Annotated in this window: 17 protein-coding genes; 3 read left to right on the forward strand and 14 right to left on the reverse strand. The window is 49.0% G+C overall.

The genetic code is table 11. From position 1 onward, the window contains the following. The first annotated feature begins 12 nt into the window (after window positions 1–12). Window positions 13–1098, forward strand: a complete 1086-nt coding sequence (locus E0496_RS33990; RefSeq protein WP_141506340.1) for a Fe-Mn family superoxide dismutase — start codon at window positions 13–15, stop codon at window positions 1096–1098. A gap of 150 nt (window positions 1099–1248) precedes the next feature. On the opposite strand, the gene folE is transcribed toward E0496_RS33990, so the two are convergent. The 7 genes from folE to E0496_RS34025 form a co-directional block, all read right to left on the reverse strand. Further along, window positions 1249–1842 (reverse strand): GTP cyclohydrolase I FolE, encoded by a 594-nt coding sequence (gene folE, locus E0496_RS33995; protein WP_141506341.1) that lies wholly within the window; start codon window positions 1840–1842, stop codon window positions 1249–1251. Between the two features lie 36 nt (window positions 1843–1878). Further along, a complete protein-coding gene (locus E0496_RS34000) occupies window positions 1879–2100 on the reverse strand; it encodes a YneF family protein (protein ID WP_141506342.1) in 222 nt (73 codons plus the stop codon). Window positions 2101–2310: 210 nt separating this feature from the next. Next, a complete protein-coding gene (gene queG, locus E0496_RS34005) occupies window positions 2311–3495 on the reverse strand; it encodes a tRNA epoxyqueuosine(34) reductase QueG (protein ID WP_141506343.1) in 1185 nt (394 codons plus the stop codon). A 2-nt stretch (window positions 3496–3497) separates the two neighbouring features. Further along, window positions 3498–3932, reverse strand: coding sequence for a ribonuclease HI (rnhA, locus tag E0496_RS34010; protein ID WP_141506344.1), 435 nt, complete (start codon window positions 3930–3932; stop codon window positions 3498–3500). A gap of 98 nt (window positions 3933–4030) precedes the next feature. Then, window positions 4031–4651, reverse strand: a complete 621-nt coding sequence (gene lepB, locus E0496_RS34015; protein ID WP_241675085.1) for a signal peptidase I — start codon at window positions 4649–4651, stop codon at window positions 4031–4033. Between the two features lie 2 nt (window positions 4652–4653). Beyond that, window positions 4654–5211: a DUF402 domain-containing protein gene (locus tag E0496_RS34020; protein WP_141506346.1), complete on the reverse strand. Its 558-nt coding sequence runs from the start codon at window positions 5209–5211 to the stop codon at window positions 4654–4656. 110 nt (window positions 5212–5321) lie between these two features. Continuing rightward, window positions 5322–5744, reverse strand: coding sequence for a GNAT family N-acetyltransferase (locus E0496_RS34025; protein WP_139991632.1), 423 nt, complete (start codon window positions 5742–5744; stop codon window positions 5322–5324). Between the two features lie 365 nt (window positions 5745–6109). Between E0496_RS34025 and E0496_RS34030 the strand changes: the two genes are divergently transcribed. After that, complete coding sequence (locus E0496_RS34030) at window positions 6110–6721, forward strand: superoxide dismutase (protein WP_139991633.1); 612 nt, start codon at window positions 6110–6112, stop codon at window positions 6719–6721. An 843-nt stretch (window positions 6722–7564) separates the two neighbouring features. After that, window positions 7565–8308: a hypothetical protein gene (locus E0496_RS36035; protein WP_175598162.1), complete on the forward strand. Its 744-nt coding sequence runs from the start codon at window positions 7565–7567 to the stop codon at window positions 8306–8308. A 94-nt stretch (window positions 8309–8402) separates the two neighbouring features. Here the strand turns inward: E0496_RS36035 and E0496_RS34040 are convergent, their stop codons facing one another. The 7 genes from E0496_RS34040 to galU all read right to left on the reverse strand — a co-directional run bounded on the left by E0496_RS34040 (window position 8403) and on the right by galU (window position 23725). Continuing rightward, window positions 8403–9521 (reverse strand): S1C family serine protease, encoded by a 1119-nt coding sequence (locus E0496_RS34040; protein ID WP_141506347.1) that lies wholly within the window; start codon window positions 9519–9521, stop codon window positions 8403–8405. A gap of 12 nt (window positions 9522–9533) precedes the next feature. Continuing rightward, window positions 9534–10694: an FxLYD domain-containing protein gene (locus E0496_RS34045; RefSeq protein WP_206669937.1), complete on the reverse strand. Its 1161-nt coding sequence runs from the start codon at window positions 10692–10694 to the stop codon at window positions 9534–9536. Between the two features lie 520 nt (window positions 10695–11214). Continuing rightward, entirely contained in the window at window positions 11215–17352 is a 6138-nt protein-coding gene (locus tag E0496_RS34050) for an S-layer homology domain-containing protein (RefSeq protein WP_141506349.1), read from the reverse strand. Between the two features lie 1211 nt (window positions 17353–18563). Beyond that, entirely contained in the window at window positions 18564–20234 is a 1671-nt protein-coding gene (locus E0496_RS34055) for a ribulokinase (protein WP_141506350.1), read from the reverse strand. A 15-nt stretch (window positions 20235–20249) separates the two neighbouring features. Next, complete coding sequence (gene araD, locus E0496_RS34060; protein ID WP_139991638.1) at window positions 20250–20945, reverse strand: L-ribulose-5-phosphate 4-epimerase; 696 nt, start codon at window positions 20943–20945, stop codon at window positions 20250–20252. A gap of 270 nt (window positions 20946–21215) precedes the next feature. Next, the gene (locus E0496_RS34065) at window positions 21216–22328 is read right to left on the reverse strand and encodes a GntR family transcriptional regulator (RefSeq protein ID WP_141506351.1); all 1113 of its coding nucleotides are present in this window, start codon (window positions 22326–22328) and stop codon (window positions 21216–21218) included. Between the two features lie 518 nt (window positions 22329–22846). Beyond that, window positions 22847–23725, reverse strand: coding sequence for a UTP--glucose-1-phosphate uridylyltransferase GalU (gene galU / locus E0496_RS34070; protein WP_141506352.1), 879 nt, complete (start codon window positions 23723–23725; stop codon window positions 22847–22849). Between the last annotated feature and the right edge of the window lie 68 nt (window positions 23726–23793).

A 23793-nucleotide genomic window follows, 5' to 3' on the forward strand; every position in this document is an offset into this window, starting at 1 on the left:
GAGGCGATGGTCGTGCTTTTTGTTTATGGAACGCTCATGCCCGTTCGGGTGATAGAATTTGTACGGCATTGGAAGCTGCAAGAGAAAGAGCATGCCGCCGTCATTTTGCAAGCGGCACCTGAGCTTGAACCTCAATACGTACAGCTCTTGCAATCATGGGAGCCTGTCTTCTCACATACGGCGCAATACACCAACCAATGGCTGGATGATTGGCTGCCCTTTCCGTCACGCCTGCCTCAGCACGTAGAAGAATCCGTCGATGCCCTTATCGATGCGGCGCTTGAACAATCTCGAACCTACGTGGATCAATTAACGCAACTAACCGAACGAACGGCAGCGGTAGCTTCACCCATTACCACAACGGTCATTTCACATTCCATTCGCGAATCGAACTACTATATTGGTCTCATGGCCAATTACAGGCAAGCAGTCGTTAGTCACGGGTCTAACGAGCATCGTGCTATGCTGCAGCAGGTACCTATAGGAGGACATATTCTTCCTCCTTTGCCCTATCCCTATCAAGCCCTAGAGCCCTATATCGATGAGCCAACCATGCGTATCCATCATGACATTCATCATCAATCCTACGTTGACGGTTTAAACAAAGCGGAGCTCCAATTGCAAATCGCACGCGAAACGGGAAACTTCGAGCTTGTGAAGCATTGGGAACGCGAGCTTGCCTTTAACGGGGCAGGCCACTATTTGCATACGCTGTTTTGGAATGCCATGTCGCCTTATGGCGGCGGGGAGCCGACCAGCACGCTAAGCCAGCAGATTAGAAATGATTTTGGCAGCTCTGCTGCGTTTAAGAAACAATTCAGCGAAGCGGCAGCGAAGGTAGAAGGCAGCGGCTGGGCTATCCTCGTATGGAGCCCGCGCAGTAGGCGACTGGAGATCCTTACGGCAGAGAAGCATCAGAACTTATCGCAATGGGATGCCATTCCCTTACTGCCATTAGATGTGTGGGAGCATGCTTATTACCTGAAGCATCAGAACAAGCGGCCGGATTACGTGAAAGATTGGTGGAACGTGGTGAATTGGCCCTATATCCAAGATCGCTTTGAAGAAACGCGCAAGCTGGTATGGGCGCCATTCTGACAAGCGTCATGTTGTCTATCAATTGCTAGGGGAGTAGGTAGTTGACATGGGAACTGCTGCTGCCATCGTGCGAACAGCTCTGAAAACAGGAAGAGAGGCTGAGCCAAAAGGAAATTTCCTTTTGGAGTCAGCCCCTCTTATTTGTACGGTCTATTGCTTCAATAAAGTAAGAAACTCAGAACGGAGTGCAGGATTGCTGCGGAATTCTCCTCTTACGGCTGAAGTGACCGTCATGCTGCCTGGCTTCTTCACACCGCGGGCGCACATACACAAGTGCTCGCCTTCGACAACGACCATTACCCCATTCGGCTGCAGCTCCTCGGCAAGAATGTCGGCCAATTGCGATGTGATTCTCTCTTGCACCTGCAGCCGGCGTGTAACCGCCTCTACAAGACGAGCAAGCTTGCTCAGTCCCGCAATTTTGCCGCTTGGCAAATATCCGATATGCGCTTTGCCGAAGAAAGGCGCCATATGATGCTCGCATTGGCTGTAGTACACGATGTCCTTGACGATAACAAGCTCCTCATGCTGCTCATTGAACGTTACGCCAAGCACCTCGCGGGGATCAACCTCATATCCGGCAAAAATCTCCTCGTACATCCGGGTTACCCTTGCAGGCGTTTCCAGCAACCCTTCGCGCTCAACATCCTCACCAATCAACTTCAAAATTTCTTTGATATGATGCTCAATCTGCTCCCGGTTGCCCGATACATTCGAATTGAGGTAATCTTTCCTTCCCGCCATTTCAGAACCTCCTTCCGGTCCTCCTCGTCAACCTGTTTATCTGCGAGGCATTTTTTGATTTTTCATCATGTGCTGCGCTTTTTGCATTTGCTGTTTGTTCAGGTTATAGCCCATTTGCTTAGCCATTTTTTGAATCATGTCCGGATCGTTTTGCATTTTCTCAAGCTGCTTGCGCAGATAGAATACGCCAACAAAGAAGCCCCCTACAGCTCCTGCAAGCAAAGTAACGATTGGTACAACGATATTAACCCATGTCATGCCTTTCACCTAATCCTTTCTAACTCTCCTGGTGTGTATAATGTCCCAATAATAGCATGTTCGCCCCTCGTTCGCAATGAACAGCTTTTCATGGATAACCGCTCTAATTCCTAGCTGGCACAAGTGAAAATCAACTTCTTGTCTCCAAGCTTAGCAGCGCTGTTTTATCGGCAGCCCTCCGCCGTAGCCAACCATTTGACCGTTAGCTCCTCAAGCATGAGACCCATCCTCTTCCTGCTGGTGCCCAGAATCTTTAATCAGTCCGCCAAGCTGATCAATCGCCTGCAGAATGGCTTGCTTGGCTTCTTCATCGCTTTCTTTATCAGCGGCAATCAGCAAAGCTTCTTCCGCCTGCTCGCCTCCAATTCGTGCAAGTGACCATGCGGCCGTACCACGCAGCACAGGCCTCGGGTCCTTCCCCAATACCTGAATCAAATCCGGTACTGCACTTGCTTCCTTGAAGTTGCCTAGAGCGATAACCGCATTTCGCTGAATCGGTTTTTTGCCGCGCCATGCGGAGGAGGTGCTTCCGTATCTGCTCTGGAATTCCTTGTTCCCGATCGTTAGCAAAGGCACGAGCAGCGGCTTCGCGAGCTCATGATCAGGCTGAAGCTCCGGCTGATGTGTCCAGTTTTTCCCACGGTTTACCGGACAGACGGTCTGACAGGTATCGCAGCCGTACAGTCGATTGCCAATCTTGCGCATGAATTCATCCGTGAGCATCCCTTTCGTTTGCGTAACAAAGGAAATGCAGCGGCTCGAATTCAACTGCCCCGGTCCAACCAGCGCGTCCGTTGGGCAGGCATCAATGCATTTGGTGCAGGTGCCGCAGCTTTCCGTTACCGGCTCATCAGGTGCTAGCGGCAGATTCGTAATCATCTCGCCAAGATAGATCCATGATCCGAGCTCCGGCGAGATGATGGAACAGTTTTTAGCGCTCCAGCCAAGGCCAGCACGCTCTGCAACCGCACGATCTGATAGAGCGCCAGTGTCGACCATGCTCTCCACACGCAAGTCCGGCACACGCTCTCTCAGCCACGCTTCAAGCTTGGCAAGCCGGTCCCTCAGCACCTTATGATAATCATCGCCCCATGCTGAACGTGCCATGATGCCCCGCCTTGCCCCAGGCTCCGATTTGGGAGGGTCTTTCAGCTTGGAGGGATAGGCGATGGCGATGGCGATAATCGATTGCGGATTATCGAAGAGCAGTGCAGGATTTGTTCGCTTCTCAATGTCCGACTCCTCAAAACCGGATTCCCGTCCCAGCTCCCTGTGCCTAAGCAAAATTTGCTTCAAGGACACAAAAGGATCAGCAGATGCGACTCCGATCTTGTCAATGCCTAGACTAAGCGCTGCCTCCTTCATCTCTTCCTTGAGCTTGGCCCATTTATCCATCGCTATAACCTTCGGATGGCTTCACGAGCCAGCTCATCGCAGCGATTGTTCCATTGGTTATCGCTATGCCCTTTGACTTTTATATATTCAACCTCATGCCGCTGCATAAGCTCCCAAAGCGCCTTCCACAGTTCTTGATTCTCTACTGGCTCCTTCTTGCTGTTCTTCCAGCCGTTGCGCAGCCAGCCCTTAATCCAGCCCTTCTGGAAGCAGTTCACAACATACGCAGAATCACTGTACACCTTTACCCGACAAGGCTCCTTCAGCAGCTTCAAGCCTTCAATGACCGCTTGAATCTCCATTCGGTTGTTTGTCGAATGCTTCTCCCCACCGGAAATTTCCTTCTGATGAACGCCAAAAAACAGCACCGCTCCCCAGCCGCCCGGACCCGGGTTGCCGGAGCAGGCACCGTCTGTATAAATCATAACGTCTTTTATAATCGAACCCTCCTTAAAAGGTTATCGCTAATCTGCCACCATTTTGTCCGCTCAGACGAGAGCATCAGCCAACTCTACCTCTATAACAATCGATGAGGTTAAAGCGCTCTGATCATTTTGTATGGCCAGACAATAAACTCGGCTCTGCCTCTAAGCAGCTCTTCCGGCACAGCGTGGAACGATCTGCTGTCCAAGCTTGCCCTCGAATGGCGATTATCTCCCATTACAAAATAATGTCCGGCAAGAATCACTTCGGGGCCATAGCTCATGTCCTCAATCAATGAATCTGTATACGGCTCGTCCATCAGCTCGCCGTTCCGGTACAAACGCTGGTCGTGAACCTCAATGCGGTCGCCTGGAATCCCTACAATTCTTTTCACCAGATATTTTTTCTCTTTGTCGCTTGTGTTCGGTTCCTTCAATATAACTACATCACCGATTCCCGGCTTGCCGAACAAATACACGAATTTATTAACAAACAGCCATTCATGCTGTGTTAGCGTTGGCTCCATTGAATGTCCCTCGACCTTGGAGAGGTTGAACACAAAAAAATGCAGAAGCATGACCACCGCAAAAGCAATGACCAGCGTCTTGGTCCAATCGAGCAATTCCGCAAGCAATGAAAACTTTGTCTCTGCCTGCAGCGGCGAATGGCTGCTTCCTTCAACAGAAGAATGTGTTTGCGCACTCTTCGATTTGCTGTGTTTTCTGTTTAACAAGCTCATGACTCCACCTCATCGTTGCTTCTCAGCCAGTCCTCATAATAAAGCATCACAAAATGATCCTGGAAAGGGGATTGCCTCTGATCAATACGCTGCAAAAGCGCTTCTAACCCGGCTTGTACCTTGTCTTCTACCATTTTGGGATAGTGGTAAGCAGCTTTGTGCAATTCATATTCATCCTGATCGACAACATGCCTGCTGCCGTCCGCCAAACGAATGACGTCCAGATCGTAATCAATATACGTGAGCACCTCTCCTTGCAGATAAGGCGGCGAAGCGATATTGCAGTAGTAACGAATACCACTCTCCTCGAGCAAGGCAACAACATTAAACCACTGCCCAGGTATAAAAAAAGAGACTGCCGGCACTCGACTAACCCATATCTTACCATCCGATTCTTGTATAGGGGTTTGTCGATTGATGAGCACCTTCATCGACTCTTCCTTGTGCTCATCAGCAAGCAGCTCATTCGAGACAAGCCAATTTTGCTGCCATGTCCGGTGAATATGGCCATTATGTTTGAAGCTTTTGATGACACAATGCCGATAGGGTTCCATCCCGTTCTCCTCATAAAAGTATATAGTAATAAGAAAAGCATATCTGACCGCCAAAAGCAATGGCGATGCAGATATGCCCTGCGTACAACATACATGCAGTAAAGTTCGCGTTAACCGGCTACAATGCTAAGCTTCTGAAACGACCGGATAAAATCGTTGGCCACATAGCCCATCGACTCATACAGCGGTAGAACAGGCTCATTGTGCTCGTCCGCGGTAATTAGTATCTTTGTAACATTGCGCTGTTCGAAGCGCTGGCGCAGTGACTGGATAAGCGTCTTGCCGATTCCTTTCCGCCTGTGGAGAGGAGAGACAGCAATTCGATAATAATAACCTTTGTTATTATCTATCGTACCGATAATCATGCCCACAATTTCGGAATTTTCGACAGCGACTAGAACTAAATCACTATCCCATGACAATTGGCGGGCAAAAGCCTCCATCGTTTGTTCGTAGCACTCTTCGGTAAGAACATCCTCAAGCAGTGCTGTAATTGGTCGGTAATCGGACAACTGGAAGGAACGAACATTCATTAAAATTACACCTTCTATACCATGTCATAGTACTGCATTTAGAATATATTACGACAAATTTTAACGAAATCCTGCTTGTATCTTTAATATTCCTTAAAAAAATTAAACAAATCATCGATTATCTCCTGAAAACGCTTTATATTAAGCGCTTACACTCATTTAATCGTTTTTTGTGTTAACGATACAGTCCTCTATGCCTAATTTGTATAATTTATCTAGGCCTGTGATACCCTAGGCAGGTTGTGTTCAAATTTTCATTCCCTTTAGCCTTTGCCGACTTTTGAAACAATAATGTTGATTTATTCGATCGGATAAGGGATAATGGACTTGGATAACTACATAAAACTTAGGAGGCTGTAAAAATAATGGCACATCAACTACCTGCTTTGCCTTACGCGCACAACGCACTTGAGCCGCATATCGATGCGACTACAATGGAAATTCACCACGGCCGTCACCATAACGCATACGTGACTAACCTTAACGCAGCTTTGGAGTCCGCTCCAGAATTGCAAAGCAAATCAATTGACGAGCTAATCGCTGACCTTGCAAGCGTTCCTGAAGCTATTCGCACTGCTGTTCGCAACAACGGCGGCGGACATGCTAACCACAGCTTGTTCTGGGAAACAATCGCTCCTAACGCTGGCGGAGCTCCAACTGGCGCTCTTGCAGCAGCAATCGAAAGCGAGCTTGGCGGCTTCGAAGCTTTCAAAGCTGATTTCGCTAAAGCAGCAACAACTCGTTTCGGCAGCGGCTGGGCATTCCTAGCAGTAGCTAACGGCAAATTGAAAGTATACAGCTTGCCGAACCAAGACAGTCCGATCATGGAAGGCGAAACGCCAATCCTTGGCCTTGATGTTTGGGAGCACGCTTACTACCTGAACTACCAAAACAAACGCCCTGATTACATCGCGGCGTTCTGGAACGTAGTGAACTGGGATGAAGTTGGCAAACGTTACGAAGCAGCTGTAAAATAATATCATCTTCACCTAAAGGCGGCCCCCAGCAGATTTATCTGCTTATGGGGCCGCCTTTTTTTCTGGATACAAGCCGCAATTCTCCTAATCCAGTCTCACCTCCATACCTCTCTCCAAAACCGCAGTTTGACCGGTCACCGGCACCTTCCAGAATCTCATCGACCTTTGCCAGGACAAATTTTGATCCTATTTAGACCAACTTCCTTGCACCTCAAGAACAGCATTCGATCTCCTTCAGACCAACTTCCCACCATCTACAGCACAGCTTTCGATCTTCTTCAGACCAACTTCCCAATATCTACAGCACAGCATTCGTTCCTCTCCTGACCAACTTCCCAATATCTACAGCACAGCTTTAGATCTCCTTCAGACCATATCCCCACCATCTACAGCACAGCTTTAGATCTCCTTCAGACCATATCCCCACCATCTACAGCACTGCTTTCGTTCCTCTCCTGACCACCTACACCTACTCACCTTTTATTGGCTATGTTGTACACACGCAGGATAAATGCCCCTTTTTCGCCCGATGCAGCTGCTATCCTGCATTCCATACAACATAGATCACCCTTTACCTGCCTTCGAACACCATTTCTGCTCATTCTGCTGCATACGTACAGGATAGACTCGTCTTTTACGCTCATCAGAGTAGGACTGCTGCAAATGTACAATATAGCCCCACTAAAGCAGAATGAATTTATGGAAATGCCATATAACTCCCTCAAACTAAAATTGTTCTAATTTTGCTGCAACTACGTCGGTGAACACCACCTAGGCTTATGCCGCATACGATACAGAAGGATAAATGCCTATATTGTTTTATAAAGGAGTTTGAGTGCTTGTATGGAGTATACTTACGCTAACGAGCAACAATATCTTGGAAGGCCTGCTCCAGCCAGAACCGGCAGAGATTGCGGCTGCGGCGGACCGCGCCGTATGATCATGCCTCAGCCTGGCTTCGGACCAGGGCCGTTCCCTCCTGGACCAGGACCGTTCCCTCCTGGACCAGGGCCATTCCCTCCTGGACCAGGGCCGTTCCCTCCTGGACCAGGGCCGTTCCCTCCCGGACCAGGGCCGTTCCCTCCTGGACCAGGGCCGTTCCCTCCTGGACCAGGGCCGTTCCCTCCTGGACCAGGGCCGTTCCCTCCCGGACCAGGGCCGTTCCCTCCTGGACCAGGGCCGTTCCCTCCTGGACCAGGGCCGTTCCCGTTTCCGATTCCGTTTCCGGTGCCTTTCCCTCCTGGTCCCCGTCCATCGGTAACGGTCGTCATCAATGGAGGAGCAGCCTACCCAGGCATCACGCAAGCCTATCGCGTGCCGTTCCGGCCAGGCCTGAGCATCTATCAGGCGCTTGCTGAAACGGGAGTCGTCCGCTTTAATTTCAACGGGCAAATCGTATCGGTCAGCAATGTGCCGATCCGCGGCAATACGAGCTACAGGCTGCTCTTAAATGGACGCATTATACCGTCCACATTGCTTAGCTTCCCTGTTCAGCGCAACGATTCTGTTGCTATCGAACTGATTTTTAATCCTCTTTTTCGAGAGGAAGACCCTAGCACTGCCCAAACTAGTGCTGACAGCGATTAATGAAGAGCATTAGAGAGGTTTAATGAAATGCCCGGTAAAGACAAAAAACTCGAAAATGCCGTCACCCCCAGATGGCCTTTTCGAGCTTTTTTCGTCATTTTATAGCTTTCCCTTTGCCGCTAAGCAGCTTCAATTGATCGTTCTCGTAGCCTACCTCATAGGTCACCTGATACTTGCTTAGCACGTACTTGCCATCCACCCGCTCATCTACGGAAATGACCGCAATGACGACCGCTTTATCCTTTTTACTGTTCTTAACGTGCATATTGTCGATCACTACATTAAGAGTGCCCAAGTAGCCTTCCCTAAACTTCTCATAGCTCGTGCCTTCCTTCCAATTGCCGCCGAGCAGCGAGTACGCATACACATAATCGGCATTGTTCAGGCTGTCATAGAAGTGGGTGACGAGATAGCCCGCAAACTCTTCTACTGAAGCGTTCTCTTCCAATCCGTCTTTATCATCTGAGGTTTCGATCTCGGGCAGCTCCTGCATCGGCTCATTGGACCACTGCTCCGCAAGTTCAATCACGTTTGCAATCGGAATACTAAACCCAATCGAACCTTGCTCATAACCAGCGGAATTAATGCCCAGCACCGCCCCCGTTTTCTGGTCTACGAGCGGACCGCCGCTGTTGCCGGGAGCAATTGGCGCTGAAATTTGATATAAATCGGAATACAAATACGGCTCAATCTCAAAGCTTCTGCCTAGGCCGCTTATGATGCCTGTCGTGACTGTATTTTTAAAACCTAATGGACTGCCGACAGCCAATACCTCGTCGCCTACCTCCGCCTTCTCGTCGCGTACAACCTGCAATGGCTCCGTCCCAGACAATTCAGGTACACGAACGACCGCGATATCCGTCTCGGTACTGATGCCAATGACCTCGCCTTCCATTTCACGCGCGTCTGCTGTTTTAATTTTCACCATTCGAGCCCCGGCTACGACATGAGCATTCGTAATCAAGTCTCCCTCCAAATTATAAAGAAAACCTGAGCCCTGCTCGCCCTTATCCGTCTCTATCATAACAACCAGCTTCTGTGTCTCAAAAATAATATCCTTCAGCGATTTCGATTTCTTCTCTTCCGCAACCGCAAGGAGCGGTTTGCCTGCAAGCTGGCTCGGCACCTCGGCATGGACCGCCAGAGCGGCTGCCATTCCGCCGCATACGACAAGAGTTGAAACGATGGCGCTGATCCAAACTCTTTTACTCATCTCACTGTCTCCCTAGTCTAAATACCAAGTCGCGTGGTCAACGACAATGGTCGTATTTTCATCATTAACCCCATAAACGGTGCTGGTCATGCGTAGGGTCTCGCCAGGCTGCACATACGCCTCCTTGTCCTCCGCCGTACCGGTTCCGATCTCATGGCCCGCCGCATCAAAAACAGTGAATTTCACCGTGATGGAATAAATTGGACGAGTAGCTGCATTTTTCAGCTCAGCCTCCATATTCAAATCACCAAACTCATCCAGTGTCGAGTCGATTTTCACAACCTCTACGGCTGCCGTCTGGTTTTTCAAATCCTCTGCTGCGGCTTGCTGCATCGCATGCTCCAACCGCTGCTGCTCAGCCCGTTCAAAATCAGTCTGGGCTTGGTTTATTTGCTTCTCAAGCTTCATTAATTTCTCATTATCCTTGGCAAGTGAAATTGCTTTGCCCGTTACCTCGAGTGCCGCGGTATAGCTCTTGTTCTTCATCAGCGTTTCTGCTTCCTTATAGCTGATATCCACTATTTTAGCAACAATCTGCTCCTTCACCGCTGCAGCTTCTTCACCCTCTAAATGATTAGCGGTGTTAAGCTTGGCAATAAGCCCTTCGACCGTGTTCAGGTCCGCCAACTCATCTGTCAGCTTTATTACGCCCAGCTTCATCATAAAATCACCAAGCTGAACCTTCACCTTATCGTAAATCGGCTCTGTATGCCCCTTCAACTGCTCTTTGGCCTGCTCCAGCAGTTGTTCCGCTTCTGCCAGATTCCGCTCCTCCAACCGTTTGCCGGCGACTGCAACGTTAAGCGAGATTTCATCCACGTGATCAACAATTTCTACATCCTTCTGAATCGCTGCAAAGCTTGGGCGCGCATCATTCGCTTCCTTGAGCAACGCCTTGGCTCCTGTATAATTTCCCGCTAGCGCCTCTTCCCTAGCCTTGCCTTGGAGCCTGATTACTCTATCATTTATTCCCGTTTGATATATATAGTAGCAAAACACGGAAGCGGCAGTCAGGAGAGTCAGCATAATCGGAATCAGCCATGCCCATACAGAGCCTCTCGCAGCCTTCCTTCGTGTATTAGTTGGTATAATGGAAGGCAAACTTACTAACCCTATCTCCATAGCGGCACCAGCTTCCTTTAAAGCCGCTGTGTGCTCTGCCTTTGCTGCCATTACTGCGTCTTGTTCAGCCGAAAGCCGCCTACCGCACTGGCTGCAATAAATGGCATCGTTTGTGCGTTTCTTCCCGCATTGATGGCAATACACTTTCGTTCATCCCCCAGCTCCTAAATCTCTCTATGTACTTTTATCTATTCTATATTAAAAAGTAAATGATCTCCATTTTTAATTAGTGGAAAATTTCAAATCATTAACCTTGGGTATATAGCAATTATAAAGGGCCGCCACCTTCCTCGATGACAAGATCTATATTCTCAAGAGATTAGACTGACAACTCAAAAAGAAATGGCTACTCCTTACGCTGCAAGAGGACCATATCCGTTATTTGGTGATTTACTGAGACATCTAAAGGTAAGAATCCGGCTACGGAGGCGAACACTTCGTTTCTCCAGAACAATCTTCTCGCTTGGCTTTAATTTCATTTCTGTTGTTCAACATATATAAATTCTTATGTTGCACAAAATACAGCCTGTCCCGGTCAACGACCAAGACAGGCTGTACGTTTTTAGCAGTATTATTTCACACTATCACTGATCGTTTCCAGCCATTTTTCGCTTCCGTCGGCATTCCGCTCCGCTTTATGGGAAAGCGTCGCTTCCTGTACATCCCCGAAGCCCCAATGACTCTCTGGCATATCCGGGAATAATGGAGCTAATCCCTGCAATGGTCCGCGGTACAACATCCGGTTAATCATCGTAACAGCCTCAACGCGGATAATCGCATTTTTCGGCTTGAAGCTGCCATCCGGATAACCGTTCAAAAACTTGCCGTTATACAAGGCTTCAATGGTATTTGCCGCCCAGTGCCCTGTCGTATCCTTGAAGTGCGCCGTTGCCGGTTCACTGACCTCAAGCTTCAGGAAACGAGCCATAACCGAAGCAAGCTCGCCTCTTGTCACTGCTGCATCCGGACGGAAAGAACCATCTTCATAACCGCTAAAATAGTTGTGTTTTACGGCAATTTTAATGTAATTCGTTGCCCAGTGCCCTTCACGAATATCGTTAAATGGCAAGGTGGAATCGATATTTACATTTTCAGTTAGCCGTGCAACGATGGCCGCCAGCTCTGCCCGGGTTAATGACCCCTCAGGCTTGAACTCCTTGTCTGGGTAGCCAAGAATATAACGGTAATGCGTAAGCTCGCCAAAGCGTTCCGAGAACACGTTGATTTTTACCGATGACTTAATGGATACCCCGTTAGCGAGAAGCTCGCCTGGAATATCAAAATCCGTATCGGCTACCTTCATCAGCGGCCATTCAAGCGTGATTTTGTAGCTTCCGCCTTGACCGCCAGCCACATTTACAACTTTCCATACGATCGTCTGTCCAGTAACCGTACCGCCTGCAGCATCAATAATGACTGCATCCGTAGGGATTATTACTTTAATCTCGCCTGCAGCAAGAGTGCTGCTCGACGTGTTTTTGTATTCGACCGTAACTGTCGTCTTCGTTCCTTCTTTTACTTTGTTTTTATCTACAGAAAGAGTTAATGCCGGATTCGCAGCCGGAGCAGCCGGAGTAGGCACTGTGAACGGAGTCAGCTCCAAATCATGCTTCACGATCTCCCACTCTACTGAAAGAACTGGACTTCTGTAGCTTTGGTAACCATTTTTCGTTACGAGCAAGTAGTAGTCCGTTTCCGGATACACCATATAAGCATAGAAGCCATGCGCATCGCTTAGCTGCAGCGGACTTGCATTATCGTTAGGCGCGAAGCCTACCAATGCCGGCAGAACGACCTTCTCATCTGGCGTGATACCCTTGCCTTTGTTCCGCGCCGTATCCGCATAACGGAGTTCAACCTCTGCACCCTCAATTACGGCTTTCGTGACCGAATCGGTAATCGTACCGTATGGATCAACAAGCGCTTCGGAGATATTTAATTCTCCTGATGCCGTTACACTCACCGCAGCGCGGCTGAAAGCGATTGTCTTCCCTGGCTCGATTTCATATCCGATCTCCAGTTCATACTCGCCAATAGCGAGTCCGTCAGCGTGGAATACGCCTTGTCCATTAAGCTCAAACGCTTTTGGAGCGCCGCCTTCAAGCACATAGGTGCCATCGGCTTTTTTGACATAAATATGAGTCTTGGCAAGCAAGTCGCCGCTGAACAGCGAGCTGGCTCCCGTTGGCTGTTTAAGCAGCACAATTCCGGTTACCGTCTTCTCGGAGTCGAAGTTTTCTTCTCCTGCGCCCGTAACCTCGCCAACCTGCGCCTTCTGTTTATAGGTAACCGGCGTTGGTACTCCACCTACATCAACCATTTGTGATACTTCCAAATCGTAGGAAACATCACCTTTAGGCACAACGACATAATAAGCGCCGCTTGCATCCGTAATGACCGTTTCATCAAAATCCACACCCGGTGTAATGATGCCGTCGCCATTTAGATCAAGCGTTACTCTAACGTTTGCTCCCGCAACTGGCGTGTTAGTATCTCCTTTGGTAATAAAGCCTTTCACTGCCGCTGGCAGGAATGTAATGATTACATCATCCTGCGCCTTCAGCCCATGCTCTTTATTGTACACATTAGCTTGAATTGGGATTTGCTGCTCGCTTACGCCAGTGATTTGCTGTGATTTATACGTCACCACAGCTATTCCTTGCTCGTTCGTGACAGCTGTATTCCCGCCTACAAAATCTCCTTTGCCTACTGGCGCGGTAAATACGACCGTAACGCCTACAATCGGAGTACCATCTGAACTTGTTAACAATGCTGAAAGATCTGTTGTTGATTTGCCATCTCCTAAGATTTTATCAGGATTTGCTGATAACGACAGATTCGCTTTCACCACTTCAAAGTGGTTATCCGTTAGCCTGCTGGATAGCTCTCCCGTTAAAGGTCTTTCATTTCCATCAACTGCAGCAAAAGTAACCATGTATGGATTGCCTGCAGTATCAGCTGGGAGCAAATACGTCGTATTAATCCACTTCTTATAGCCGTCCGTGACAAAGGTGTCAGGGTTGGCAAGCGTCAGCGGAACGATAACGCCATTAACATTTGCGGTTACACCCTCTGCGAGCCATGAGCTCACAGCTGCAAGCCCGAGCTGCTCGCCTGGGATGATTTTCACAATTTTCGGATCGCCTTGAACCTTGTCTCCCACCCAGCCGTCCAGCGATCTGTGAATATTAATGGTTACGGTAGCCGGTATGTCGCCAGTCTGACCGTCTTCATCCGTGACATTATAAGTAAAGCTATCCTGTCCCGAAATAAAGTTCGGGTTCGGTTTATAGATCCAAGTATCTCCTGAAACATCATCGTCAGCTGGCTCGATCGTACCTTTGGATGGATTGCTCGCCAGTCCGTAGACGATTTCCGTAACGCTCTCTTGGTCCTTGCCTTTGAAAATAATAATAATTTCGGATGTGCCTTCCGTAACGTTAACCGTAATAGGCTCTGCAACCGGCTTGCCGTTGTAAGCAATGCTTACTTTAGCAGGCGCTTCGGACAATTGTTTGCCGTCGCTTCCCTTCCAATCAAACGTTACGGTATCGCCTTGCGGCAATGAAGCCGAAGGCTGGAATTTCAGAGTGTCCAGGTTTTGCGTCGCTATAGTAGCTGTGATTCCTGGCGCAACATAAACCGATTCCCCTACAGAGGATGTATACCAAAGCGTACCTTTTGCATCAAATTCAGCGGGGAGCGTAATCGTTACTGCTTTGAGCAAATCACCGTCCGCATCGGTATAGCGTGGCGAATTTGTAAAATCTGTTGCTGTAAAAGCAATGATTTTTCCGGAAAGCCCCGCTTTATTAATATCGCCAACTACAGGCGGCGTATTAATTGTAATCGTAACCTGCTTGCTATCCTTGGCGTATTGTTTGCCATCCGAACCATTCCAGTCAAAGGTTACAATGCCTGTAACGCCTGACGCTGGTACGAAGGCCAGTTTGCCGAGATCGCTGGCGGCTAACTCAAAGCCCGCATTCGAAATCTCGATAACCGATCCGTCGCCATTGCGAAGAACAAGCTTACCCTTCTCCGCTGCTGGGAGTGATACAAGCTTCACTTTAGCTAAGCTCTCGTGAGCTGAATCGCTGTAAGCACCCGTGAAATCTGCTGTGACGAACGGTACCGTCTCGCCTTTCAAGCTAGATTTATTAATCGGGTCAACGATTGGCGCAGCATTCGCTGTAATGGTAACCGCTGCATCAAGTGCTGCGTATTTCACACCATCATAGCCATTCCAATTGAAGTTCGCTATGCCTGTGAATCCGTCTGATGCGGGTACAAAAGCAAGCTTAGCCAAGCTGTCGACCTCGATTTCATCTCCAGCAGCAACCGCTGTTCCATCTAGCTGCAAGGAGCCTTGCGCAGCATTCGGCAAGGTAACGATTCTCACAGTTGCCAGTCCCTCTGCATGGGAAGCACCGTTTTCTTTCGAATAGTGGGTTTTGAAATCGTCAGCCGTGAAGCTGATTGGCTCGTATTGCAGTCCTGCTTTCGCGATATTGCTGACCACAGGAGCATTTGTATACGTAATGGTTACTTTGGCCGGGCTGAATGAAAATTGACGCCCGTCATGCCCGTACCAATCAAATACGACTGTGCTGTCATCAGCCAATTCCTCATCAGGCACAAAGCGCAAGCTGTTTAGCTCGGTCAAGCTGAGTAGAGCAGGCGTTCCAGCCGCGATCTGCTTGCCTACGCCACCAGAGGTGTACAGCAGTTTGCCCTTATCGGCAAAATCCGCTGGCAATTGAATCCGCACCTGTGACAATGCATCCTCATCCTCATCGGTATATGCATCGGAGTTAGCAAAGTCGCTTGCCTTAAGCTCTACTGTCGTACCAGCAATCGCTGCAAACGAAATATCGCTCACGATCGGCGCGGCATTGATGTTGATGTTTACCTTATTATTGTTTTTGGCATACTGTTTGCCATCTGAGCCGTTCCAATCGAACGAGACTTGTCCAAGCGCATCTTCTTCGGGGACAAAGCTCAGCTTGCCAAGATCCGCCGAATTGAACTCATTGCCTGCTGCTACCTCGACCGCAGGGTTGCTGCCGTTTTTGAACCACAGCGTTCCCAGTTCCGGATCAGGCAGTGAAACGATTTTCACTTTGCTTAAATTCTCTGCCGGTATCGTTGCGTCTGCAAAGTGGCCCGTAAAATCCACTGCTGTAAAAGCAAGCGTAACGCCTTGGTTAATGGTTTTCTCAATTGCCGTTACAATTGGAGCGGCATTGGCTGTGATCGTCACTGCAGCATCTAGAGCTGCATATTTTGTGCCGTCATAGCCGTTCCAATCGAACGAAGCCGTTCCAGTAAAGCCCGAAGCGGCAGGAACAAATGCCAGCTTGCCAAGGTCTGCCTTCGCAATTTCGTCTCCTACTTGAACGTCAACGCCCGACAGTTGAAGTGTTCCTCCGGTTGGAAGCGTGACGATCTTCACTTTTTGAAGGTTCTCCGGCTGTGCTTGACCGGTTAACCGGTAATACTGACTTGTGAAATCCGATATTGCGAAGTTCGTTGGCTCATATTGCAGCCCTGACTTCGTAATAGCTTTCACCGCAGGATCAAACGTGGAGAAGGAATAAATATGCTGCGCTTCTCCTGCATTCGTATTTTTCTCTTCGGTACGGCCACCTCCACGGTCATCAAACAGGATGATGTTCACCGAGTATTCCTTGGTTGGGTTAATTGTGGGATCAGATATCGTTATGGCATTCCAGTCCGTCTTGACGCCATTCCCCGGTGTGGTGAACAATTTCTGTTCAAGTCCAAGGTTTTTTTCGACCTCTTCTCCATCCACCGTTCGCTTCTCAATCACGTTAACTTCGATTGAGTAGTTTTTGTTTGGCAGCTTGGGAAGAAAACTCGTGTCGATTGTTACCTTTCCATTTTCCACCTTCACGCTGGCATCCGTAATCTCGCCCGTTCTTTTTGAACCGCCGTCAATGATTAATTGTCCCCAATCGACGGTCATTTGCCAGTTTGTGTTTGGCGTTGTGCCGAGGCTCCGTAAATCTTTGTAAAAATGATGGATTGTGACGCCCACATAGTTATCGCCTAGCGAGATGCGGTCAAAATCCTCTGGCTTAAAGGACAAAACGGATGTATTCCATACGCCATCCTTGCCAGATAAGGTACCTAGATAAGCACTTTCGTTAAGCTCTTTCTTGTAGCCTTGTCCGCTAGTCGGGATGCCTGATGCGGCAATGGCGTTCGTCCAAGTGCTCGTTGTAGGCCAGGTCGTATAAGACGGACCGAAGGCAATATCCGTTGCATTTGATGAGAAATAGACCCGATCCCATTCCCCATTTCCAACTGTGCTAGTCGGTGTATCATACTCATCCACGTCCAGCGCGCGAATCAGCAAATGAGCACTCTTAGTCGGAAGGGCAGCTACATTCGCAATTTTAAATTCAACCGGATATTTGCTGTAGTTGTCGGCCGTTTGTTTGTTTTGGTTTTTGATACCGATATCCATATCGCCATCCGCCACCGTGCCTGCGACTCCTCCACCCCAATTATCCGTATCCGTAAAATACGTCCCGCCAGAAGCATCAGACGCCGCTTCAGCCTGCGGAAGGCTTGTTAAGAAGCTTCCAGTTAGCAAATTAACCGCTAACAGCGCCGCAACCGCACGCCTCCCCAATCGTCTTCCTTTATAGCCTTGTAATTTCCCCAGACCACTTAGTTTCAACCTTGTTTCCTCCTTGATTATGTAATGCTAATAATTGCAACTGCTGCCCGTTCAGCTGCATTCCCCTCCTTCTTTCGTAATAGGACATTCGTCCCTATTTTATCAAACGAATCTGTACATTTTCTGTACAAATCTGTCAATTTTCAAAGAATAATGACAGATCAACACAAAAATAGACTTTGCAAACCAAATTTGGTTTGCCAAGCCTATTTTTCTGTGACGGCCTATTTTTTTCTTTCCGAGGATGCTGCTGCTTATGGCTGGGATTGTTTTTAGTCAAAGTGGGCGGGCCGAGCAGATTAGAACTACTTAAAGATCTACTTTTAGATCTACTTTTAGACCTACTTTTAGATCTACTTTTAGATCTATTTCTGGAAAGTGTATCTATATAAGTTGAACTACAGTTTTTCGTGTTGGTCGCTGCGCGAGTAGATCATTCTTTACGAGCGCGGTTGTAACCAGATTCTTTGATTGCCTAAGACATTTAAAACCTAAGACATTTAAAGGTAAGAATCCGGAATCCGGCTACAAAGGGTATCACTTTGTTTCTCCAGAACGATCTTCTCACTCCGCTTAGACTTCATTTTTTTAGTTCAACTTATATAGTTACTAATCGTTTGGAGCCCATATGCTGGATTAGATCTACTTTTTAGTTCTATTTCTCGCAAAGCTAGCTAATTACTTGCCATTTGGATCCTATATGTTGGATTAGATCTATTTTTTAGATCTATTTCCTTGCATTCGGTCAGTTTCCATAAATTAGATCTACTTTTTAGATCTATTCCCCGAAATTCTAGCTATTTACTGGTCGTTCGGAGCCAATTTGATGAATTAGATCTACTTTTTAGATCTATTCCCTCGCATTCGGCCAGTTTGCATAAATTAGATCTACTTTTTAGATCTATTTCTCACAACGCTCTCCCTTCTATGGCCATTTGGAGCCCGTATACTGGATTAGATCTATTTTTTAGATCTATTTCCTCGCTCTCGGCTATTTCGCGGGCTGAGTCCATATAATTGTGTAAAATGCTGTCTTCACAAAACAAGCCATGAAGGAAATACTCATCTGGAAGATATAACCAATCTCTTCCGTTGATAAGTATTCATTCATGGCTCAGTATCAGTCTGGTTACACCAGATCACCTATGATTAAAAAATTACTTATTGAACACTTACGAGCGAATTCATCCACCCTATGATGTGGAAAGAGCTTACGCCTGCTCTTCCTTAATCGCCTTAAGGCGCTTCATTACATCGTTAGAGCCGCGGCCGTAGTAATCATGAAGCAGATTATACTCGGCATACAGTTTCTCGTAAACCGCAACGTTTGCCGGAATGGGCTTAAACGTTTCTTCGCGTACGCGAGCCATCTTCTGAGCCGCATCCACGATGCTGTCGAAGCCGCCATTCGCTGCGCCAGCCGCTACAGCTCCGAACATCGCTGCACCAAGCGCAGGCGTCTGCTTGGATGCCGCAACCTTGATTTCGCGATTCGTAACGTCTGCGTAGATTTGCATAAGCAGTGCGTTCTTCTGCGGCAATCCGCCGCAAGCGTACAGCTCATTCACTTCTACGCCGTTGCTGTGGAACGCATCGACGATTTTGCGCGTGCCAAATGCCGTCGCTTCAAGCAGGGCACGGTATACCTCCCAAGGTTTCGTGAGCAGAGTTAAGCCTAAGATCGTGCCAGTCAGGTCCGTATCCACCAATACGGAGCGGTTGCCATTCCACCAGTCCAGAGCAAGCAGGCCGGATTCGCCCACGTTCAGCTCATTGGCCTTGCGTGTCAAATACACATGCACGTTCTCGCCAGCCTTCTCCGCATCCTCCAGCACGTATGCTGGAACCGACTCCTCCACAAACCATTCGAAAATATCGCCAACCGCAGACTGGCCTGCTTCGTAGCCGAAGTAACCCGGGATAATGCCGTCCTCAACAACGCCGCACATGCCTTCGACTTCCTTCTCCTCTGTGCCGAGGAGCATATGGCAAATCGATGTTCCCATCGCCATAACCAGCTTGCCTGGCGTTACAACGCCAACGCCCGGTACAGCCGCATGCGCGTCAACGTTGCCAACAGCAATCGCCGTGCCTGGCGCTAGGCCAATGCGGGCAGCGATGTCCGGTAGCAAATCTCCCGCCTTCGAGCCAAGTGGAACAACTTCTCCGCGCAGCTTTGTTTCGGTCAGATTCTCTAGGCGCGGATCAAGCGCTTTGAAGAACTCCTTGCTCGGGTAGCCCTCTTTCTTGTGCCACATGCCTTTGTAACCAGCCGTACAGCTGTTACGAACGATATTGCCTGTCAGCTGGCCGATGACCCAATCGGTTGCTTCTACGAATTTATCTGCCGTCTCATAGATTTCTGGCGCTTCGTTCAAAATCTGCCAAGCTTTGGCCATCATCCACTCGGAGGAGATTTTGCCGCCATAGCGTGGTACCCATTTCTCTCCGCGCTGCGCAGCCATTTCGTTGATCAGGTTAGCCTCATCCTGTGCAGCATGATGCTTCCACAACTTCACCCAGCTATGCGGATTGTCCTTGTAAGCATCCTGCACGCAAAGAGGCTGACCCTCCGCATCGATTGGCAGCATCGTACATGCCGTAAAGTCGATGCCTAGACCAATGACATCAACAGGATCAATGCCGGATTCCTTCATAACGGCAGGAACGGATAATTCCAACACTTCAATATAATCAAGCGGATGCTGAAGCGCCCAGTCATACTCCAGCTTAATGCCAGATACCGGCAGCTTCTCATCGATAACATGGTGTGTATAAGGGGTAACGTGCTCGGCAACCTCAGCGCCGTTCGTCAAGTCAACAAGAACAGCACGTCCCGATTGCGTACCGTAGTCTACGCCAATTGCATATTTTTTGCTCATTTATCCGAGTCCTCCTTATTTTTGACCGTAATAGGCGTTCACACCATGCTTGCGCAAGTAGTGGCGATCAAGCAGCGCTTGGTCCATCGGCTGTACGTTCGGGTTAAGCTGGAACGTGTGCAGCGCCATTTTGGCTACCTCTTCAAGCACAACCGCATTATGAACTGCATTATGCGGGTCCTTGCCCCAACAGAACGGAGCATGGCTGTTCACAAGCACCGAAGGCACTTGATTAGGATCGATATCGTTCGACGTAAAGGTTTCCACGATGACATTGCCGGTTTCAAGCTCATAAGCACCGGTAATCTCCGCTTCTGTCATCGCCCTTGTGCAAGGAACTTCACCGTAAAAATAGTCGCCATGCGTAGTACCCAGCGCGGGTATCGCGCGTCCGGCCTGTGCCCAGCTTGTCGCCCATGGCGAATGCGTATGCACGATTCCGCCGATATTCGGAAATGCTTTATACAATAACACATGCGTTGCGGTATCCGAGGAAGGACGCAGGTTACCCTCAACAACGTTGCCGTCCAGATCCACAACAACCATCTGCTCCGCTTTCAACTCCTCGTAAGGAACGCCGCTTGGTTTAATAACCGCATAGCCGGATTCCCTATCGATGCCGCTTACATTACCCCAAGTAAAAGTGACCAAACCGTATTTCGGAAGATCCATATTCGCTTCCCAAACCGCATGCTTCAACGCTTCCAACATGAGAATCGTTCGCTCCCTTCAAGCTTGCATCCCAATGTGTGCCCGTCTTGACTTATACGGACATTAATATTGAATACTTCTAATTTTATTATAAGTTGTACGTACAAGTGTGTCACGTATTTTTTTGGTTGTGCCAGGCACACATTTCGGGAACCCGCGCATCAAGACAGGCCTAGTTTTGTGTCGCTGGCGCTGGCGTTGATTCACGAATAACAATCCTTTTGATCGTAGATTTTATCCATGGTCTGGCGGCGCTGCTTCAAAACAGGCCTAGCTTGGAATCGCCGGCGCTTGCGTCGATTCACGGATGACAAGCTTAGGATCGTAGATTTTGTTCACGGTCTGGCGGCGCTGCTTCTCGACCATGCCGAGCAGCAGCTCGACAGCGTCTGCCCCCATCTCGGTTTTCGGGTGGGCTACCGTCGTTAGCTTCACTTCGGTTGCCGTTGCCAGGTTCGCGTCATCAAAGCCGATAATTGATAGATCCTCCGGCACAGCCAGTCCGATCTGGCGCACAATATCGAGCATGCGGACCGCTAATTCGTCATTGTAGCAAATGATGGCCGTTGGCCGCTGCTCCGGTTCCCGCTGAAGCATGGCGAACAGCGCCTGCACCGGCTTCTCCTGCTTCTCCTCCGTTGTGTAGCGTAGAAGAAAGTCCGGCGGAACCGTTAATCCCTGCTCCCGATGAGCCCGGAGAAAACCGCGCATCCGATGCACGCCTTGAAAATCATCCGTCTTAAAAAATCCAGCAATTCGCTTATGCCCCTGCGCAATTAAATGCTCGGCAGCGCGATAGCCGCCCAACTCGTCGTCCACGCGCAGGCACGGCGCATCAACGTCGCTATACCGCTCGTTGAGCATGACATAAGGAATTTTGAGCGCATCGAGCGCCAAAAAGTAATTAAAATTCGGATTTCCCTCCGCGCTTTTCGTTGGCTCAATAATAAGCCCCGTCAGCGGTTCGCGCAGCATGGACTCCAAGCTGTCCTTTTCCTTATCCTTCTCATTGTCGGTGCTTGCCAGCAGCAGCCGTGCTCCAACCGCACGCAGACTGGATTCCACGCCTCTAACAATCGTAGGAAAAATATAGTCGGAGATATGGGTCGTTATCATGCCGATAGTCATGCCTTGCGGTGAATTCCTGCGCTCTGGCGCCGACTGGTCGGATACGAAGGTCCCTTTGCCTTGGGCTCGGTAAAGCCAGCCTTCCTGCTCCAAATCACCCAGCGCCTGGCGAACGGTTTGACGGCTCATTTCGAACTGCTTGCCAATCTCATTCTCGGAAGGCAGCTTCTCATGCGGCTTAAACTGCGCCGTGACGATCCATGATAAAATTTGCTGCTTTAATTGCATATATTTAGGCGTTTGCTGTTCCTTCACTTCACACCTCAGCTCCGTTAGTTGTATGCCTAGTAGTATAGCATATGCGAAACTTGTACGTACATGATCTTGTCCTCTTCACAGGATAAGAAAACAACCACGCTCATAACAGGTCAGCCGAGCCAAAAGAGATGGATTCGCGACAACAGATAAGCTTATTTATAAATGCGAAGCTGGAAAACATATAGACGATTATAGCTATATAGGTTGAACCAACTTTTCTCGTTTATGTCGCTGCGCGAATAGATGATTCTAAAGAATCGCGGTTGTAACCAGATTCTTTGATCGACTTAGACATGTAAAGGTCAGAATCCGGCTACAAGGGCGAACACTTCGTTTCTCCAGAACCAACATCTCGCTTCGCTTACCCTTCATCTCTTCCATTCATCTTATAAAATAAAAAAAGAACCGCTCCAAAGCGATTCTTCCATCTTTATGGCCTACCTATGGGATTCCTTAACTCTCTCCACCAGTATCGTCTACCTATGCGATTGCTTAAGTCTCTCCACCATGATCCTCTACCTATGCGTTTCCTTAAGTCGCTCCAGCATATATCTTCGAACCTCTTCACCCAAATCTGTCCGCTCCAGCGCAAAATCAATCGTAGCCTGAACGAAGCCAAGCTTGTCCCCCACATCATGCCTGCGGCCGTCAAAACGATAGGCCGACAGCGGGGCGATCCGGTTCAATTGCTGCAAGCTGTCCGTGAGCTGAATTTCCCCGCCCTTGCCTGGCGTCGCTTTCTCCAGTAAATCGAAAATCGCAGGGTCCAATACGTAGCGTCCGACTACCGCGTAGTTGGAAGGCGCTTGCCCCGGAGCTGGCTTCTCAATAATATCGCGAACGCGCGCTACCTGCTTGTCGCTCTCGATATCAACGATGCCATATTTGTGCGTCTGATCCCAAGGCACCTCCATAACCGCGACGACGGAGGAATGCTGCTGCTCGTACACATCCATCATTTGGCGCAGGCAAGGCGGGTCCGATTTCAAAATATCATCGCCAAGCAGCACGGCGAACGGCTCGTTAGCAACGAAGCGGCGTGCGCACAGCACCGCATGCCCAAGCCCTAGCGGCTCCCGCTGACGAACATAATAGATATCTGCAAGCTGTGATATTTTACGGACCATCTCGAGCATTTCCTCGTTATGGCGCGCCTCCAACTCCATTTCCAGCTCAGCCGACTTATCAAAATGATCCTCAATTGCCCGCTTGTTCCGTCCGCTGACGATAATGATGCTTTCGATGCCCGATTGAACGGCCTCTTCTACAATGTATTGAATGGCAGGCTTATCGATGATCGGAAGCATTTCCTTTGGCTGCGCCTTCGTAGCCGGCAAAAACCTTGTGCCGAGTCCCCCCGCAGGAATAATAGCCTTCCGTATGCGTTTCCCCATTTATGCTTCTCCCCTCATTCACAGCATGAAATGCTTATCTCCTTCCATCATAACGATTCTGCTCTTGA

Source organism: Paenibacillus luteus (genome assembly GCF_006542765.1).
Lineage (GTDB): Bacteria > Bacillota > Bacilli > Paenibacillales > Paenibacillaceae > Pristimantibacillus > Pristimantibacillus luteus.